At 60.5% G+C, this 17,459-nt stretch carries 15 protein-coding genes; all 15 read left to right on the forward strand.

The features are described 5' to 3' along the window. Position 1 precedes the first annotated feature (1 nt). The 15 genes from HMPREF1249_RS01365 (at position 2) to HMPREF1249_RS01435 (ending at position 17,438) form a co-directional block, all read left to right on the forward strand. On the forward strand, positions 2 to 754 hold the full coding sequence (locus HMPREF1249_RS01365; RefSeq protein WP_008522071.1) for an ABC transporter ATP-binding protein: 753 nt from the start codon (positions 2 to 4) through the stop codon (positions 752 to 754). Between the two features lie 12 nt (positions 755 to 766). Next, a complete protein-coding gene (locus tag HMPREF1249_RS01370; protein ID WP_008522405.1) occupies positions 767 to 1,855 on the forward strand; it encodes an ABC transporter substrate-binding protein in 1,089 nt (362 codons plus the stop codon). Further along, entirely contained in the window at positions 1,848 to 2,657 is an 810-nt protein-coding gene (locus tag HMPREF1249_RS01375; RefSeq protein WP_021775683.1) for a class I SAM-dependent methyltransferase, read from the forward strand. The genes HMPREF1249_RS01370 and HMPREF1249_RS01375 overlap by 8 nt, the downstream gene beginning before the upstream one ends. Positions 2,658 to 2,962: 305 nt before the next feature. Beyond that, on the forward strand, positions 2,963 to 4,627 hold the full coding sequence (locus tag HMPREF1249_RS01380; protein WP_008522075.1) for a peptide ABC transporter substrate-binding protein: 1,665 nt from the start codon (positions 2,963 to 2,965) through the stop codon (positions 4,625 to 4,627). A 75-nt stretch (positions 4,628 to 4,702) separates the two neighbouring features. Further along, the gene (locus HMPREF1249_RS01385) at positions 4,703 to 5,629 is read left to right on the forward strand and encodes an ABC transporter permease (protein ID WP_021775727.1); all 927 of its coding nucleotides are present in this window, start codon (positions 4,703 to 4,705) and stop codon (positions 5,627 to 5,629) included. A 10-nt stretch (positions 5,630 to 5,639) separates the two neighbouring features. After that, positions 5,640 to 6,548 carry an ABC transporter permease gene (locus HMPREF1249_RS01390; RefSeq protein WP_008522077.1) on the forward strand — a complete coding sequence of 303 codons (909 nt, stop codon included), beginning with the start codon at positions 5,640 to 5,642 and terminating at the stop codon, positions 6,546 to 6,548. A gap of 8 nt (positions 6,549 to 6,556) precedes the next feature. Then, on the forward strand, positions 6,557 to 7,588 hold the full coding sequence (locus tag HMPREF1249_RS01395) for an ABC transporter ATP-binding protein (RefSeq protein WP_008522078.1): 1,032 nt from the start codon (positions 6,557 to 6,559) through the stop codon (positions 7,586 to 7,588). Continuing rightward, positions 7,585 to 8,577 carry an ABC transporter ATP-binding protein gene (locus tag HMPREF1249_RS01400; protein WP_021775686.1) on the forward strand — a complete coding sequence of 331 codons (993 nt, stop codon included), beginning with the start codon at positions 7,585 to 7,587 and terminating at the stop codon, positions 8,575 to 8,577. Before HMPREF1249_RS01395 ends, HMPREF1249_RS01400 begins: the two co-directional genes overlap by 4 nt. Continuing rightward, positions 8,561 to 10,546: a serine hydrolase domain-containing protein gene (locus HMPREF1249_RS01405; RefSeq protein WP_035786660.1), complete on the forward strand. Its 1,986-nt coding sequence runs from the start codon at positions 8,561 to 8,563 to the stop codon at positions 10,544 to 10,546. The genes HMPREF1249_RS01400 and HMPREF1249_RS01405 overlap by 17 nt, the downstream gene beginning before the upstream one ends. A gap of 111 nt (positions 10,547 to 10,657) precedes the next feature. Then, a complete protein-coding gene (locus HMPREF1249_RS01410; RefSeq protein WP_021775752.1) occupies positions 10,658 to 11,737 on the forward strand; it encodes a PAS domain-containing sensor histidine kinase in 1,080 nt (359 codons plus the stop codon). Then, the gene (locus HMPREF1249_RS01415; protein ID WP_008522086.1) at positions 11,734 to 12,387 is read left to right on the forward strand and encodes a response regulator; all 654 of its coding nucleotides are present in this window, start codon (positions 11,734 to 11,736) and stop codon (positions 12,385 to 12,387) included. The genes HMPREF1249_RS01410 and HMPREF1249_RS01415 overlap by 4 nt, the downstream gene beginning before the upstream one ends. 277 nt (positions 12,388 to 12,664) lie before the next feature. Further along, the gene (locus tag HMPREF1249_RS01420) at positions 12,665 to 13,270 is read left to right on the forward strand and encodes a methyltransferase family protein (RefSeq protein WP_021775677.1); all 606 of its coding nucleotides are present in this window, start codon (positions 12,665 to 12,667) and stop codon (positions 13,268 to 13,270) included. Between the two features lie 22 nt (positions 13,271 to 13,292). Continuing rightward, a complete protein-coding gene (locus tag HMPREF1249_RS01425) occupies positions 13,293 to 14,537 on the forward strand; it encodes an MFS transporter (RefSeq protein ID WP_008522417.1) in 1,245 nt (414 codons plus the stop codon). A 276-nt stretch (positions 14,538 to 14,813) separates the two neighbouring features. Beyond that, complete coding sequence (locus HMPREF1249_RS01430; RefSeq protein WP_021775691.1) at positions 14,814 to 16,121, forward strand: glycine/sarcosine/betaine reductase component B subunit; 1,308 nt, start codon at positions 14,814 to 14,816, stop codon at positions 16,119 to 16,121. Between the two features lie 12 nt (positions 16,122 to 16,133). Beyond that, a complete protein-coding gene (locus tag HMPREF1249_RS01435; RefSeq protein WP_021775701.1) occupies positions 16,134 to 17,438 on the forward strand; it encodes a glycine/betaine/sarcosine/D-proline family reductase selenoprotein B in 1,305 nt (434 codons plus the stop codon). The last annotated feature ends 21 nt before the right edge of the window (positions 17,439 to 17,459 follow it).

A 17,459-nucleotide genomic window follows, 5' to 3' on the forward strand; every position in this document is an offset into this window, starting at 1 on the left:
GATGAGCCTCGTCAAAACCGAAAACCTGTCGTTCAAGTACGACCGGTACATTCTGCGGGATATCGGCTTTGAAGTGGAGCGGGGCACGTTCATTTCAATTCTGGGAATTAACGGCGCCGGCAAGTCGACGCTGCTGAAAAACCTGAATAAAACGCTCCGTCCGTCCGCCGGAGCCGTCTACGTGAACGGCCAAAGCTTGGAGCGGACGGGCCGCCGCGAGCTGGCCCGAATGATGGCCTGCGTGAGCCAGCAGAACGAGCCGATCCGAAGCACCGTCTTTGACCTGATCCTGACCGGCCGCGTGCCCTACATGAACGGCCGGGCCCTGCCGCAGGACTACCGCAAGGTCGAAGAGATCATCGGCCGGCTTCATTTGGAGGACTTTGCGCTCCGGGACGCGGGAAAGCTCAGCGGCGGGGAGTTTCAGAAAGTCGTCTTGGCCCGGGCCCTCGCCCAGGAGCCGGAGATTATCCTGCTGGACGAGCCAACCAGCAGCTTGGACATCAAAAACCAAGTGGAAGTCATGCGCCTGTTGAAGGAGTACTGCGCGGAAAAGGGCATCGCGGCGCTGCTCAGCATTCACGACGTCAACTTGGCTCTGCAGTTTTCGGACAAGTTCCTCCTGCTGAAAGAGGGGCGAATCTTCGCCTACGGCGGCGAGGAAGTGATCACTCAGGAGGCCATCCAGCAGGTCTATCATCTGGATGTAACCGTAGAGCGTTTCGGCAGTCGAAAAATTATCATTTTGAACTGAGGAGGATGTCCTGTGAAAAAAACAGCTCTGTTTTTCGCCGCCTCGGCCCTGTTGGCCGCCCTTTGTGTCTCGTCGTACGCTGACGAGCCCTACACCGTGACGGACGTTACGGGTCGGCAGGTGACCTTTCAGTCCGTGCCGAAGAAGGCCCTGTCTCTGGGACACGGGGTGCTGCAGCTTTTCGTCTACGTCTGCGGCCCGGACCGGCTGGCAGGAATTGAAAAGGCGGCCGCCGGCGGGCACTCGCTCACCGGTCAGACCGTTCTCCTCGCGTTCCCCGAACTGCGGAACCTGCCGGTTGTGGGCAAGGGCGGCCCGAAGTTCGCGCCCGACTACGAGCAGATGGCCTATCAGGCGCCGGATGTCATTTTTATGGCCTATGGAAACACAAAAGACGAGCTTGACGAGTTCCAGAAAAAGGTGAACGTGCCGGTCGTCGGGCTGGCTTTGGTCAAGGGCGCGTCGATCTTCAGCGAGGACGCGAACCGGTCTTTTGAGATCATCGGCGAGACGATGGGAGAGAGCCGCCGTGCGGCCGAGATCGTTGACTTCATCAAGACAGCACGGGCCGACTTGACCGGGCGGGTCGCGTCCGTTCCCAAAGACGGACAGCGGGTCTACTTGGGCGGGTGCAGCTTCCGGGGCGAGCAGGGGATTTTGTCCACAAAGTCTCACGCCGACCTGCTGACCACCGTTCGGGCGAACAACGTCATGGACAGCCTGACGGATCAGGCGAGCGTGATGATCGACCGGGAAAAGCTGCTGGACCTTGATCCGGACTTTATCATCGTCGACCTGAGCGGCAGAAATACGATCCGCGAGGACATGAAGTCCGACCCGGATTTTTACAAGTCGCTGAAGGCGTTCCAGACAAAGAACACCTTCGCGATTCTGCCTTACTTCACCTACGGCATGAACTATGACACGGCGATTCTCGACCTGTACGCCATCGGGAAGGCGGTTCACCCGGAAGTTTTTCAGGACGTGGACTTGGAGAAGAAGGCGGGGGAAATTTACAACGTCTTCGTGGGAAAGAACGTCTATGCCGACCTGCTGAAAACCTACCCGGAGAGCTTCCAGCCGGTGACGGTTCATGAATAGCCTGTCTGCCCTGCGGGATCTGTGCGTCGGCCAGCTGACAAAGCCCGCGCAGGACATGGTTCAGTCCAACGAGATGTGGAACCGGCGGGTCAAAGAGTTTCGGCTGGGAACGGCGGGGGCTTCTGACGGCTGCCTCGCTTTTCTGTCGTCTCACGCCGAGCTGAAAGGCCGGACCGTTCTCGACGTGGGCTGCGGCTCCGGGCGGTACCTGAAACAGCTGCTGGACGCCGGGGCGCTGGCCGAAGGGTTGGAGCCTTCGACCGAGATGGTCAAAGAGGCGAAAGACTTTACCGCCCGCCCCAACGGCGCGCCGGTCGTCATTCACAACGCGGCGTTTCAGGACTTTGAGTCGGCGGAAGGGTACGACTACCTGTTCATCGCTCACAGCCCGGTCATCTCCTACTACGAGAACTACCCCAAGATCCTTCGGCTTGCCCGTCGGGGGCTGTTCGTCGCCTCGTGGCTGAAGAACGAGGACCGCTTTTTAGAAGACGTGGCGAAAATGATTTCCCGGGAGCCTCATACCCACGGCGGGTACGACTCCCTGTTCCTGATGAACCTCCTGATGGCTGACGGCTACTTCCCGGATTTCCGAACCGATGTGGTTCACCGGTCCGGCCGGACGTCTCCTGAGACGCTGTACCTGCGGTACACGAGCTGGCTCTTCGGCCAAAGTTTTACCGAGCAGGACCTCAAGATTGTCAAGGCCGCGGTCGACTCGTTCGCGGACGGGGACGGCACCGTTCCCGTCGCTCGGACGCAGGTTCAGTCAATGATGTACTGTGACCTCATCAGATCATAAAGCTTGACGACGAAACGCCCTCCACACGAAGGAGGGCGTTTCTCGTTTTTGAGGAAATCAATTGATCGTTCGGCTCTTTGCACGGCCGGATAAAGGGCGTCAATCGGCTGACTATCTGCTGTCTGGCTGGAAGGCGCGTCGGCTTCTCTTTAATCCTGTACAGAGAAGACGCGAAAACCGACGGGAAAACGGTCCGCAAAATTCTAAGAAGTGCTTTATTATTTTGACACGAACTTAAGTGAACGATATAATTTCGGCGTAGGGGCACCTCAAGGACTAAATAAGGAGTGTGAGCGTACGTGTCTATGACTCGCGGTTTGGCTTCAACTCTGGGGATCCTTGTTTTGGCGGCTGGCGCGGCTTTTGCGGCTCCGGCGCCTGCGGGCGTGAAAATGGACGAGAACATGTACCTGAACTTAAACTTAGGAGCTGACCCGACGACGCTTGACGTGAGCCGTCGGTCTGACGCGTACAGCTCAAATATTGAGATGGACTGCATGGAAGGGCTCGTTCGGCTGATCGACGAGAACGGCCAATACAAGATGCAGCCGATGGAGGCTTCAAGCTGGGACGTGAGCGAAGACGGCAAGGTCTACACGTTCCACCTCCGCGACGGCCTCAAGTGGTGCGACGGCGAGCCTGTGACAGCCGAGCAGTACGTGTACGGCATCCGCCGCAGCGCGGATCCCAAAGTGGGCTGCCCGAACTCGTTCTTCCTTGAGCCGCTGGCTAACTACGGCCCGGTGAGCCGCGGCGAGATGCCGGTAGAGAAGCTGGGCGTCTCGGCGCCGGACAGCAAGACGGTTGTGTTCACCCTGTCGGAGCCCACGCCGATTTTCCTCAACATGATCAACCAGACGGTGTATTACCCTCAGCGCGAGGACAAGGTGAAGGAGTGGGGCGACAAGTTCGGCACCGAGGCGAAGTACTGGATCAGCAACGGCGCGTTCAAGGTGACCGAGTGGGTTCACAACAACAAGCTGGTGACGGTCAAAAACGAGAACTACTTTGATGCCAAGAACGTTCACCTTCAGCGCGTGACTTGGCTGATCAGCGGCGACGCGGCAGCGACGTACAACCAGTTCTTGGCCGGTCAGATCGACGGGTTCAACGCCAGCAAGAAGGAGCAGGTTCAGGAGCTCGAGAACCGGAACGACCTGCAGTACAACAAGATCGTCAGCAACACGGTCGCTTTTGCCATGTTCAACACCCGCGACAAGATCTTCAAGAACGCGAAGATTCGTCGGGCGTTCTCCCTGACCTTTGACCGGGAGATGATGAACGACATGGTCTACGGCGGGCTTCGCGCCCCGGCGAACGGCTGGGTTCTGGACGCTTCCGCCATCGGGACGGAAAACTTCCGCGCCCACAGCGGCAAGTTGTTTGACGAGCAGTACGCCGAGCTGGAGAAAGAGGGCAAGACGCCGAGAGACCTGCTACTGGAAGGCATGAAGGAAGAGGGCCTGGGCGACGATCCGGCGGCTCTGAAGGTCGTGTTCTCGCTGGGCGGCACTGACGCATTCATGCGCAACATGGGCGACTTCTTCCAGCAGGTCTGCGCCGAGACGCTTGGCGTTCGGCTTGAAATCGACTTCAAAGAGTGGGGCGTTTTCTCCAGCAACTTGGAAAAGCACAACTATCAGATCGGCTTCATGGCGTGGGGCGCGTACTACAGCGATCCGTACGATCTGCTGAGCATCTTGGTGAGCGACAGCGACATGATTCGGACCGGCTGGAAGAACGAGAAGTTTGACAGCCTGATGAAGGCCGCGGCTCACGAGATGGACGACGCCAAGCGCCTTGACGAGCTGGTTCAGGCCGAGCACATCGCCGTCGTGGACGACTGCGTCGTGGCGCCGGTCGTCCAGTCAGTCGTGCATAACTTTATCCCCAAGTTCGTGAAGAACGTCTCCGTTTTGGGATTCAACTCGGAAGGGAATCTGTACACTTATACCGACGGCCGGAAGTAGCTGCCGTTTTTTCGGCCCCGCGGAAACCGCGGGGCCTTTTTCATGGCAGTTCTCGTGCTCAGGGAGAGGGGCTTTATGGCGAAATACGTTCTGAAACGACTGGGGTACATGTTTTTTACGCTGTTCGTGGTGGTTACCGCCACGTTTTTTCTCATGAGGGCCATTCCCGGCGATCCGCTGAGTAGCATGGCGCGCAATCTGCCGGAACAGACGAAGGCCAACTTTTACGCCCGCTATGGGCTGGACAAGCCGCTCGTCGAGCAGTACGGCATTTACATGAAGAACCTGTTGCGGGGAGATTTGGGCGAAAGCGTCGTCTTCCCCGGCCGTTCTGTGGCTCAGACGATTGCCCAAACGTCTCCGGTCAGCGCGGCCGTCGGCGGCTTGGCTTTGGTCATCGGCCTCGTCGTCGGCGTGGCGCTGGGCGTCCTAGCGGCGCTTTTTAAAAACCGCTGGCCCGATTACGTTGTGATGTTCATCGCTATTTTGGGCATCACGATTCCGGTGTTCGTGCTTGGGTCGCTCTTTCAGTACGTATTCGCCGTCAAGCTGCACTGGCTTCCGGCCAGCGGCTGGGGGCTCAAGAAGAACTTCGTGCTGCCGGTGTTGGTGATGTGCTTCGGGACCATTGCGACCTACGCCCGCTACATCAAGTCGTCCATGCTGGACGTTTTGGGGCAGGACTACGTGCTGACGGCCCGGGCGAAAGGGCTCAGCGAGTTTCAGGTGGTGACCCGGCACGTGATGAGAAACGCCATGCTGCCGTCCATTACGCTTTTGGCCAGCCAGATCGTCGGCATTTTCTGCGGCGCGTTCATCACCGAGACGATGTTTTCCATTCCCGGCATCGGGTTCTATTACGTGTCGTCGATCAACAACAACGACTATTGGATGACCATGGGCACGACGATTTTCTTCGCCGGTCTGTTCGTGGTTATGCAGCTGGCGGTCGATTTCGCCTACATGCTCGTGGATCCGCGGATCCGCCTGACGGACGACTAGGAGGCTCGCGATGGACGACGAACTTTTTCAGCCCCTTGGACCGGCGGATCAAACCCATCAGACGCTGGCGCGCCCTCGGGTGAGCTACGCTCAGGACGCGTGGCGCCGGTTCAAACAGAACAAGCTGGCGTTGGCGGCACTGGTCGTGCTGTTGATTTTGTGCTTCCTCGTGATCTTTGGGCCCGCCCTGAGCGGGTACAAGTTCTCGGCGATCAGCCGGTCCCGCAACTTGGCGCCGAGCCTGCAGCACCTGTTCGGAACCGACCAGCTGGGCCGGGACACGTTCGCTCGGGTCTGGGTCGGCGGCCGGGTGTCGCTGATTATCGGGCTGGCCGGCGCCCTGATTTCCTCGGTCGTCGGGACGATTTACGGCGGCGTGTCGGGGTACTTCGGCGGCCGGGTCGACGACCTGATGATGCGGTTTCTGGAGATCTGCATTTCTATTCCTTATCTGGTCGTCGTGATCTTGCTGAGCGTGGTGCTGCAAAGCAAGGGGATCGGGACGCTGCTTTTAGCCATGACGATTACCGGCTGGTGCGGCGACGCCCGGCTCGTGCGCGGACAGGTGCTCCAGATCAAACGGCAGGAGTTCGTGCTGGCCGCTCAGGCCATGGGCGTTTCCAGCTGGAAGATCATCTGGCGTCACCTGCTGCCCAACGTGCTGAGCGTGGTGCTGGTCTCCATTTCGTTTGAAATTCCCGGCTACATTTTCGGCGAGGCGTTTTTGAGCTACGTCGGATTGGGCATTCAGCCGCCGAATACCAGTTGGGGCGCGCTGGCGGCTCTGGCTCAGACGAACTTCACCTTCTACCCGGAACAGCTGTTCTTCCCCGCGCTGATGATCGCTATCACCATGCTCTGCTTCACCATGCTGGGCGACGGACTGCGCGACGCGCTGGATCCGCGGCTTCGGAAGTAGGCGCGGCCATGACGGACAAAATGAATCAGCCACTTCTGCAGGTTCGAGACCTGCGGGTCAGTTTTCACACCTACGCCGGGGAAGTGCGGGCCGTGCGGGGCGTGTCGTTTGACCTGAACCGGGGCGAGACTTTGGCGTTTGTGGGCGAGTCGGGCTGCGGCAAAACGGTGACGGCTAAGGCCGTCATGCGGCTGCTGCCTAAGGGGTTCGCCCAAATTGAGCCGGGTAGCAAAGTGATTTACGACGGACAGGACGTCCTGGCGATGAACAAGCGCCAGCTCATGGCCTACCGGGGCGAGCAGGTGGGAATGATCTTTCAGGATCCGATGACCAGCCTGAACCCCACCATGACCTGTGGCAAGCAGATCATGGAAACGCTGCTGCTTCACCGCAATTTGTCCAAGCGTCAGGCGTACGGCGAGGCGCTGGAAATGCTTCGGAAGGTGAAGATTCCAGACCCGGAGTTGCGGATGAAAAACTACCCGCATCAGATGTCCGGCGGTATGCGGCAGCGGGTGATGATCGCCATCGCCTTGGCCTGCAGCCCGTCGGTGCTCTTGGCCGACGAGCCGACGACGGCGCTCGACGTGACGATTCAGGCCCAAATTCTTGACCTGCTTCAGGAGCTTCAGCAGCAGATGGGAACGGCGATTGTGATGGTGACCCACGACTTGGGAGTGGTGGCCAACTTCGCCCACCGGGTGCAGGTCATGTACGCCGGTCAGGTGATCGAGCGCGGCACGGTGGACGATATTTTCCACAACCCCCAGCACCCGTACACGCAGGCTCTGCTCCAGTCGGTGCCACGCCCGTCGGAGGGCAGCAAGCGGGAACTGTACGCGCTGGGCGGCACGCCGCCTGACCTGATTTTGCCGCTGAACCATTGTCCCTTCGCGGCCCGGTGCAAGTACCGCATGAGCATTTGCGAACAGTCCCACCCGGACGAGACCGTCCTGAGCCCAACGCACCGCGCGAACTGCTGGCTGATGGACCCGCGCGCCCCCCGGGTCTTTGACGGTCAGGGGAGGTGTGCCGGATGACGCCCTTGGTGAGCGTAAAGAACCTCTGCACGTGGTTTCCCGCCGGTAAAGGGCGGACCGTCAAGGCCGTGGACAACGTGACCTTTGACATCCGAGAGGGCGAGACCCTCGGGTTGGTGGGCGAGTCGGGCTGCGGCAAAACGACCTGCGGCCGAACCGTCCTGCGGCTCTATCACCCCACGAGCGGAACCGTGACGTTTGACGGCGTCGACGTGGCGTCTTTGAGCGGCAAAAAGCTTTTGGCGTTCAAGAAGGACGTCCAGATGATTTTTCAGGATCCGTATTCGTCGCTGGATCCTCGAATGACCATCGCCGAGCTGATCCGCGAGGGAATGGACGTCCATTACCGCCTGACCGGGCCGGATCGGATCCGGCGCGTTAACGACCTGCTCCAAAAGGTCGGGCTGCCTCAGGATTTCGCCAACCGGTTCCCTCACGAGCTGAGCGGCGGCCAGCGCCAGCGCGTCGGCATCGCCCGCGCCTTGGCGCTTGAGCCTCGGTTCATCGTTTGCGACGAGCCGATTTCCGCGCTGGACGTGTCCATTCAGGCTCAGATCGTCAACCTGCTGATCAAGCTCCAGCGGGAAGAGAAGCTCACCTACCTGTTTATCAGCCACGACCTGTCGATGGTCCGCCATATCAGCGACCGGGTGGGCATTATGTATCTTGGAAAACTGGTCGAGCTCGGTCCCTGCGACCGGGTCTTTGAGGAAGCCCTTCACCCCTACACGAAGGCGCTCATCTCGGCTATTCCGTTGGCCGAGCCGGGAAGCGGCGGCGAGCGGGTCAAGCTGGAAGGCGAAGTCCCCAGCCCGATCAACCCGCCGTCAGGCTGCGCGTTCCGCACTCGGTGCCGGTTTGCCAAGCCGCGGTGCGCCGAGGTAATGCCTCAGCTGGAGCCGGCGCCGGGGAACCGGACGGTCGCCTGTCACTTCTGGAGGAAAATCAACGGGCTGGAGAATTGGAAAGGTGATGAAAAGCGTGACTGAGAAAAACGAAAACGGGACTGACAAGACGAGGAACGTCGCGCCAACCGACGGGAAGCCGACGCCGGAAATCGTAAAAGACACGGTGACGACCCGCGGCGACGAGGAGATTAACGATATCCTTTTGGCCCACCTGCCTAAAAAATTCACCTGGGTCGCGTACGCGGTCAATCAGGGCGGAAATCTTCTCGCGTCCGGCGCGGTGAGCGGCAAATCGAACCAGCCGGCCAGCCTGATCGGCACCAACAACGTGGCGTCGGTTTCCAAAATTTTCTGCGCCGTCAGCGTCATGAAGCTCGTCGAAAAGGGGCTCGTCAGCCTCGACGAGCCGGTTGTGCGCTACCTGCCGGCGTTTCACACCCTCGACAAGCGGAGCGACCATATCACCCTGCGCCACTGCCTGAACCACTCCAGCGGCCTGCCAGGGACGATGTGGCGCGGTTTTGCCGTGAGCCGCTGGACGCCAGGCTATTACGACGACGTCCTCGACTACTTCAGTCGCTGCACTCTCAAGGCCGACCCTGGCGCGTACAGCGTGTACTGCAACGACGGCTTCACGTTGGCTGAAATGGTTGTCGCCGCCGTCACTGGGGAGGATTACGGGACGTGGTGCATAGAAAACATCACCGGTCTGCTCGGCATGGAAAGCACCCGGCTGAGCAGCTGCGAGAACGCCAGTTACCCGGTCATCGCCGAGGGCGACCACCCGGCCGAGCGAATGCAGATCGGCGGGGCTGCCGGGTTTACCACCACTATGGAAGACCTGTGCCGGTTCGGCCGAATCTTTTTGGCCGACTCCCCAGTCCTGAGCCGATCGTCCGTCGCTGAAATGGCAAAGCGCCAAGGCCGGACCTTCTGCCGGTCCGACTGTGAAAGCGAGCTGTACGGCCTGGGCTGGGATAACGTGTCGCTGAAGCACCCTGACTTTGACTGGGGCGAAGGCGTCTGCGCCAAAGGCGGCAACAGCTTCCAGTACACCACCGCGTTTTGGGTCTGCCCGCGCTATGACCTTGTCGTGGCGCTGAGCCACACTCACGACTGCGGCTTTCAGCCCGAGACGTTCTTCATCTCCATGCGCGCGGCTGAAAAGGCCCTGAGCCGTCAGGGAATCAACGTGACGCGCGGCGCCCAGCTGATGACCGAAGAGGACAAAAAGCTCTTCGCCGGCCCGTGGCTTGCTCCCAGCGAGACGCTTGGGATGTCCGGCGGCAGCGCGTGGGCTGACTTCTACTGCTGCGGCGAGGAGCGCAAAAACCGGGCGTTCACCGACTACAAATTCGACGGGGAAAAGCTCGTCACCCCGCTGAAGGACGAGACCCGATGGGTCGAGGAGAGCGACGGCCATCAGTTCCTATGCTTCAGCGACCGGGTCAGGCGCTTTCCCGAGCTCGAGCGGGCCGAAAGTCAGCCGCTCGAGCCGGCCGCGTGGGAAGCCCGCCTTGGGACCAAATGGATCGCCTGCGACTTGGACTCGTACGACTTAGTGATTCACGAAGTTCTCACAACCTTTACCGTCGACAAGCTGCCGGACTATCGAGGCGTGTACCTGCTTCGGTTCACCGGGCTGGACTCATCAGGCGTGTACGAGTCGTTCGACGCGCCAGTCCGAGCGCTGGACGACCGGCAGGGCGAAGGGTTCCTTCACACGCCGCGCAACGGCGGGCGGGACGCGCTTCATCCGCTGTTCGAGCCGTCGCCGGACCACCCGGGAGAGGAAATCTGCCACGTGGGCAGCTACGCCTATCGTTCGCTGGACCATCTGCCGGCCTTCGACGCCGAGACGTTCGTCTGGCCGTCCAAGCGGCGGGAAAACGGCGTCTACCGGCTCGATAAAAAATTGGAAGCCCTGCCGGCCCTCGAGGACGGCCACCGGATTTTGGTCCTCGACGACCAGCGGCGAGTGGCCTACGACAGCCTGTACCCCAAGTCGGAGTACAAGCCGATCGAAAACGGCTATCTGATTTTCGTCTAGTTTCTGCCCCGGACGCCTCCGCGTCCGGGGCTTTTTCGTGCGTTCCCCCCGCCCGTCGGGCTATAATAAAAACACTTGCCGAAAAAAGCGCGGCAGCTGAAGGAGGCCGGCATGGAAACAAGTTACGGGACCGGAGATTTAGGAAAACTCTTTTTTGAACAGGTGTTCGACCCTATCGCTGTGTACCGGGTGAACCCGGGGCCGTTTGACCTGGACAAAGTGATGTATCTGGACGTGAATAAAGCCTATGAAAAGGTCATGAAGGTCAAGCGAGAGCAGGTCATCGGCCGGTCCTTCGCTCAGGTGTGGCCGAACGGCGAAGCGCGCTGGTCCGACCTGATACGGGCATCCGTGACCCGCCGCCGGGCCGCGCGGAGCGAAGGACACAGTCCCTCGACCGGCACGTACTTGGAAGCGATGGCGTTCTACCTGCCGCCCGACCGGGTCGCGGTGATTTTTTTCGACCAGACCAAGTGGAAGGCCGCGGCGAGCGCGCTTCAGGATTCACAGGAAAAGCTGCGCAACCTCGCGGCCCGGCTGACCTTGTCGGAAGAGCAGACCCGGCGGGAAATCGCCGCGGACATTCACGATCGGGTCGGGTACTCGCTGGTATCCCTGTTGCACTTAGTCCGAGAGCTTGAAGCTCGTTCGTCGGACGACGAGAGCCGGGAGCTGAGCCGCCGGTGCCAAAAAGAAATTGAAGGGCTGGTCGAGGAGACCCGGACGCTGATCTTTAAGCTGTCGCCGCCGGTCTTGAAAGACCTCGGGCTGAACTTCGCCCTAGAGACGCTGGCCGAAAACATCTTCACGCCGTTGGGGATCGTTTGGACGTTCCAAGGCGACGACGACGCGGTGACCGCTCTGCCGGTGGACGACGAAATATGCGTCTTGCTGTACCGAATGACCCGGGAGCTTTTAATCAACATCACAAAACACTCCAAGGCGAAGCACGCGGCCATACGGGTTCGGCGCGGGCAGGGGAAAATTCAGGTCATCGTGGAGGACGACGGCGTGGGGTTTGTTCCGCCGTCCCTTCGGACCGAAGGGAACGCCCGAACGGGATACGGGCTGTTCAGCATACGGGAACGGCTGCTGACCATAGACGGACAGCTGAACGTCCTCAGCGAGCCGGGAAAGGGGACCACGGTCGTCATGACGGCTCCCCGGATGTTGGGGAGGTCAGACGAATGATTCGGCTTGTCCTGATTGACGACCACAGAATGTTCATCGCCGGGCTGATGGAAATTTTTGCGAGCCGCCCGGACCTTCAGGTCGTCGGTTCGGCGCCCGACGGCGAGAGCGGCTTAGCGGTCGTCCGCGAGCAGCGCCCCGACGTGGCGGTGCTTGATATGACTATGCCAAGCATCGGCGGCGTGGAGTGCGCCCGGCGCCTTGTGGAAAGCTTCCCGGAGACGAAGATTCTCGCCCTTTCCATGCACAACGACTTGCGGTTCATCAGCGAGCTGCTGCGCATCGGTGCCAAGGGCTACCTGCTGAAGGACTGCGCCACTGACGAACTGCTGACGGCCGTTCGGACGGTTGCCGAAGGGCGATTGTACCTCGCCGGCGGCGTCGTTCAGCTCCTTGTGGAGGACTACCTGAGGCTCAAACGGGCCGTTCACGACGGCCCTGCCCGTTCGATGGTCCTGTCCGAGCGCGAAAAGTCGGTGCTGGCTCTGATGGCCCAAGGCCTGACGAGCAAGGCGATCGGCGACGAGCTGGGCATCTCAAAGAACACGGTGGATACCCACCGGCGGCGAATGATGGATAAGCTGGGCTGCAACAGCGTTGCCGAGCTGCTGCGCCACGCGTACCGGGAAGAACTTCTCGACCTGTCATAGCCGACGCTTTCCCCCGCCCCTCTCGAACCTGAGAGGGGCGGTATTATTTTGAATCTACTTTAGTTGACTAAACTCGTATGCCGGTACAATTGCGGCGCGAAAGTTCCTGAAGCCTATCGGGCTGTCGGCGGAAAAAAAGGCGTAAGCTGTGTCGTCGACGAAAAGGGGCCCGTCTTATCGCCTGATATCGGAAATTTTGGGTAAAGTGTAAAAGCGTTCGGGCTTGTGGTGTTGCTGCGGCGTTTGGCGGTGAGCTGGTTTGTAGGGGGGAAATAACATGGAATTTTTTGTGCGTCATCGGACTCGTTTGTCTCAGCTGTGGGGGCTGGCCTTCATCGCGCTGTACGTGCTGTCGAACAAGATTTTGGCCGTGCGGTCGCCGGTGAGCGAGGAAGCCCTTTCCGCCGTGGCCTGCGTCCTTTTAGGGCTGGCGACGGTCGGCCGGTTGTGGTGCGCCCAGTACATCGCCGGGTACAAGTTGGATCGGCTGGTGACCGAAGGGCCGTACTCGATATGCCGCCATCCGCTGTACCTGTTCAGCTTCCTTGGCGCCGTCGGCGTCGGCTGCTGCACCAAGTCGATCGTTCTGACCCTGCTGGTGGCCCTATCCTTCGCGGTCGTCTATCCGGGCGTCATGGCCTCAGAGGAACGGGACTTGATCGCCAAGTTCGGCGACGAGTACCGGCAGTACATGAAGGAAGTGCCGGCGTTTTTCCCCAAGTTCTCCCACTACAGCGAGCCGAAAGAGTACGTCGTCGTTCCGCGGGTTTTCCGCCGGGAAGTCTTCGACGCGGCGTGGTTTATCTGGGTTGCCGGAATCTTTGAGCTGGTGGAGATCACCGAGCTGACCCACGTCTGCCCAAAGCTGTTCGGCCTGTATTGATCGACTTAGAGGGGGCGCGGCCGTGACTCCACCTGAAACGGAGGCTGCCAGCAGCCGGAGGCTTCGCCGGTCGGCTCTGGCCTTCATCGTCCTGATGGGCGTCGTGAGCATGTTCTCGGACATGACTCACGAGGGCGGCAAAAGCATTCTGGGCGCGTACTTAACTTTGACCGGCGCGTCGGCGGCGGCGGTCGGCTTCATTTCCGGCTTTGGCGAGCTGGCAGGGTACTCGCTTCGGTACCTGACAGGACGTCTGGCCGATAGGACAAAATGGTACTGGACCCTGACGATCCTCGGGTACGCGATAGACCTGTTCGCCGTCCCGGCTCTGGCGCTGGTGCCCGAAAACGGTTGGCTTTGGGCGGCAGCCCTGCTGATCGTCGAGCGGGGCGGCAAGGCGCTTAAAAAGCCGGCGAAGGATACCCTGCTGTCGTTTGTGGCTTCTCAAAACGGCGTCGGAAAAAGCTTCGCCCTGCAGGAGTTCCTCGACCAGCTGGGGGCGTTCCTCGGCCCGGTGATCCTCTTTGCCGTCATGGCCCGTTCGTCTGCCGTGAGCCTTGCCGCGTACCGCCGGTGCTTTGCCCTGCTGATCTTTCCGGCTTTGGTCACGCTGGCCCTTCTGTTCGTCGCCCGGTACCTTTTCCCGACGCCGGAGAACTTCGAGCCCGAAAGCCGGGCGGAGAACTTTTCCCGCTTCGGCTGGGGACGGCGGTTTACGCTGTACATCGCCGGGATCAGCCTGTTTTCGTTAGGGTTCATGGATTTTCCGCTGATTACCATGCACGCGGCGAAAACGAACCTGCTGACGCCGGGCGAACTGCCGCTTCTGTACGCCGGCGCCATGGCGGTTGACGCCTTCGCGGCGCTGTTCTTCGGCTGGCTGTACGACCGCTGGGATACCAAGGCGCTGGTGATTTCAACGCTGCTGACGGCACCGTTCGGGTTCTTCGTCTTTCTGGCGCCCGGGCAGTGGGCGCTCTGGGTCGGCGCGTCGCTCTGGGGAATTGGCATGGGCGCTCAGGAGTCGGTGCTCAAGGCGGCGGTCGCCCGTCTGGTGCCGAAGGCTCGGCGCAGCTCGGGCTACGGCACGTTCCAGACCGCGTTCGGCGTCTGCCTATTTCTGGGCAGCTGGTTCATGGGCTGGCTGTACGAGCGGTCGCTTTGGGAGATGGTCCTGTTTTCGGTCGCCGCTCAGGTTTTGGCCGCGATTCTGTTCCTTCTTTCCGGCCGAACGTCAACCGGTCGGCTGAGTGCGGAGGAACAATAGGGAGTTTTTCGACGTTAGAGTTGATTCGGCGGCCCGGCAGGGCCGAAGGAATGAGCGAATGCTGAGAGGAACTGGCGGGGGAGCCTTTGGCTCCCTCGCTTTTTATTCATTTTGAATATAAATACCATAACGATGCCCCCGTCTGACGACGGGGGCGTCACATTTTGCGTGACGGACAGGTTCTGGTTTTTCGTCATAGATAAACGACGTAAAAAACAGATAATGAAACGTAAAGTTTCATTAAATCTGCATGAAACATGATAAGGAGTGATGAACGTGCGATTGGAAATCGGCAATTTTCCTGTCAAGTCCATGGTTTTCGGGGGTGAGACGTCATACCGGGACGGTGTGTTGACCCTGAACCGGGAAGAGCTTCTGGCAGTAGTGCGGGAGGACGAGCACATCACAGAAGCGGATCTTCGGATCGTCTACCCGGGCGACAAGGTTCGCCTATGCCCGGTCAAGGAGAGCGTTCAGATGCGGTGCAAGGTGTCCGGCGGAGAGGGGATTTTCCCCGGCGTCACCTCGCCGATGAACTTGGCCGGCGAAGGGCGGACCCACTGTCTGACCGACTGCTCGCTTTTGGTCGTGGGTCGTCACTGGGGCGGCTTCCAGGACGGACTGATCGACATGGCTGGCCCGTACCAGCACTACACGATCTGGGGCGATATGCCCAATCTGGTGCTCGTGGCGGACACCGACGAGCTGTTCGAGCAGCGGGAACAGCAGAAGAAAAACCACGCCCTTCGTTGGGCCGGCATGAGGCTGGCCGAGCATATAGGACAGTGCGTGAAAGACCTGAAGCCGGAAAGCGTCGACGTCTTTGACCTGCCGCCGCTTGACGCCCGGGACGAGAAGACCCGCGCCCTGCCCGGCGTCGTCTGCGTGCTTCAGCCCCAGACCCAGATGGAAGCTAAGGGCTACAACACGCTGATCTACGGCTGGGACGGCCATGACATCCTGCCCACGTTCATGCACCCGAACGAACTGCTGGACGGCTGCTTAGTCAGCGGCAGCTTCATGCCCACCAGCTCGAAGATCTCCACCTACGAGTATCAGGTGAACCCGATGATCCGCCGCCTGTACGCCGAGCACGGCAAGACGATTAACTTCCTCGGCGTCGTCATGTCCACGCTGAACCCGAAGATGGACGAGAAGTTCCGCTGCGTCAAGATGGCCGGACAAATTGCCGTCGCGGTCGGCGCCAAAGGGGCTGTCGTCATAGAAGAGGGATACGGCAACCCTGACGTGGACTACACCGCCATGCTCGTTGAGCTGGAGCGGCTCGGCATTAAGACGATCGGCCTGAGCGATGAGTGCGTCGGCCGGGACGGCGCGTCTCAGCCGCTGGTTTCCTTGAACCCGGCAACGAACGCGCTGGTGACGACCGGCAACGTGAGCCAGATGTACAATCTGGAGCCGATGGAAGTCATCGGCGAGCTGGAAGCTCTCGCCCGGGACGGCAACAGCGGCGGCTGGGAAGGCTGCGTGAACCCGGACGGCTCGGCGGTCATGGAGAACAACGGCATGTTCTGCGCCAATCACATCAGCGGCTTCTCGATGAGAACCTGCGCGGAATTTTAAGGAGGCCCCACGATGAAAGCGATTCATTACATCAACCAGTTCTTTGGACAGGTCGGCGGCGAGACCGCGGCCGACGCGGCGCCGTCCTTCCCGGAAAAACTTATCGGCTGCAGCCTGATGCTGAACGGCATGATGCCGGACGTTGAGGTTACCCACACCATCATCTGCGGCGACAACTACGTCACCAATCACACCGACGAGGCGCTGAAGGAGATCTTCGCGTTTCTCGACGGGCAGGAGTTCGATATTTTCTTCGCCGGTCCGGCGTTCATGGCCGGTCGGTACGGCGTAGGCTGCGGCCTCGTCTGCAAGGCCGTCGCGGAGAAGTACGGCGTGCCGGTCATCACGTCCATGAACGAGGAAAACCCGGGCGTCAGCGAGTACCGGGGCAGCGCGTACATTTTCAAGGGCGGACGCAAGGCCACGTACATGAAAGACGACCTGACCGCCATGGCGCGCTTTGCCGAGAAAATCGCCCGCGGCGAGCCGCTTCTTCCGGCCGCTGAAGAAGGGTACTTCGGCCGGGGAATCCGGGCCGAAATCCCGGCGGCCGTACGGGCCGACGACCGGGTGATCGACATGCTGCTCAAGAAGCTGGCCGGTCAGCCGTTCCAGACCGAGCTGGTCATTCCTAAGAGCGACGTCATTCCGCCGGCCCGTCCCGTGGTCGACCTGAGCAAGGCCACAGTGGCGCTGGTCAGCTCCAGCGGCGTCGTCCCGTCGGACAACCCGGACCGGATTCAGAGCGCGTCGGCCCAGAAGTGGGGCAGCTACGAGATCGACGGCAAGGACTGCCTGCCCGCCGGCGAGTTTAAGACCATTCACGCGGGCTTTGACCCGGCGGCCATGTGCGCCGTGCCGGATCGGGGCGTGCCGGTTGACGCGATGAGATATTTTGAAAAGCAGGGCAAACTGGGCAAGCTCTTCCACAAGTACTACGTGACCGTCGGCACCGGCACGACTCAGGCGTTCGCCGCCAAGTTCGGCCGCGAAATTGCCAAAGAGCTGCTCGAAGCCAAAGTCGACGCGGTGATTCTCACCTCAACCTGAGGAACCTGCACTCGTTGCGGTGCAACGATGGCAAAAGAAATTGAACGGGCCGGAATCCCGGTCTGCGTGATGTGCAACCTGATCGATGTCGCCAAAACCGTGGGCAGCAACCGAATGGTTCAGACCGTCTCGGTGCCGTACCCGCTGGGCGACCCGGGACTGAGCAAGGAAGCGGAATGGAAACTGCGCACGAGCCGCGTTGAAGCGGCGCTCGATTCGCTGACGGTCGCGCTCGACGGGCCGAAGGTGTTCCCCAGCAAATTCTAAGACGACGGGCATTCCGCCCTT

Origin of the sequence: Jonquetella sp. BV3C21 (genome assembly GCF_000468895.1) — a bacterium.
In the GTDB taxonomy this organism is placed as follows: Bacteria; Synergistota; Synergistia; order Synergistales; family Dethiosulfovibrionaceae; genus Jonquetella; species Jonquetella anthropi.

Bases quoted from the DNA above. Each gene is read 5' to 3' on its own strand.
- HMPREF1249_RS01365 (WP_008522071.1), top strand. From the start codon at position 2: ATGAGCCTCGTCAAAACCGAAAACCTGTCGTTCAAGTACGACCGGTAC.
- HMPREF1249_RS01375 (WP_021775683.1), top strand. From the start codon at position 1,848: ATGAATAGCCTGTCTGCCCTGCGGGATCTGTGCGTCGGCCAGCTGACA.
- HMPREF1249_RS01380 (WP_008522075.1), top strand. From the start codon at position 2,963: ATGACTCGCGGTTTGGCTTCAACTCTGGGGATCCTTGTTTTGGCGGCT.
- HMPREF1249_RS01385 (WP_021775727.1), top strand. From the start codon at position 4,703: ATGGCGAAATACGTTCTGAAACGACTGGGGTACATGTTTTTTACGCTG.
- HMPREF1249_RS01390 (WP_008522077.1), top strand. From the start codon at position 5,640: ATGGACGACGAACTTTTTCAGCCCCTTGGACCGGCGGATCAAACCCAT.
- HMPREF1249_RS01395 (WP_008522078.1), top strand. From the start codon at position 6,557: ATGACGGACAAAATGAATCAGCCACTTCTGCAGGTTCGAGACCTGCGG.
- HMPREF1249_RS01400 (WP_021775686.1), top strand. From the start codon at position 7,585: ATGACGCCCTTGGTGAGCGTAAAGAACCTCTGCACGTGGTTTCCCGCC.
- HMPREF1249_RS01405 (WP_035786660.1), top strand. From the start codon at position 8,561: ATGAAAAGCGTGACTGAGAAAAACGAAAACGGGACTGACAAGACGAGG.
- HMPREF1249_RS01410 (WP_021775752.1), top strand. From the start codon at position 10,658: ATGGAAACAAGTTACGGGACCGGAGATTTAGGAAAACTCTTTTTTGAA.
- HMPREF1249_RS01415 (WP_008522086.1), top strand. From the start codon at position 11,734: ATGATTCGGCTTGTCCTGATTGACGACCACAGAATGTTCATCGCCGGG.
- HMPREF1249_RS01420 (WP_021775677.1), top strand. From the start codon at position 12,665: ATGGAATTTTTTGTGCGTCATCGGACTCGTTTGTCTCAGCTGTGGGGG.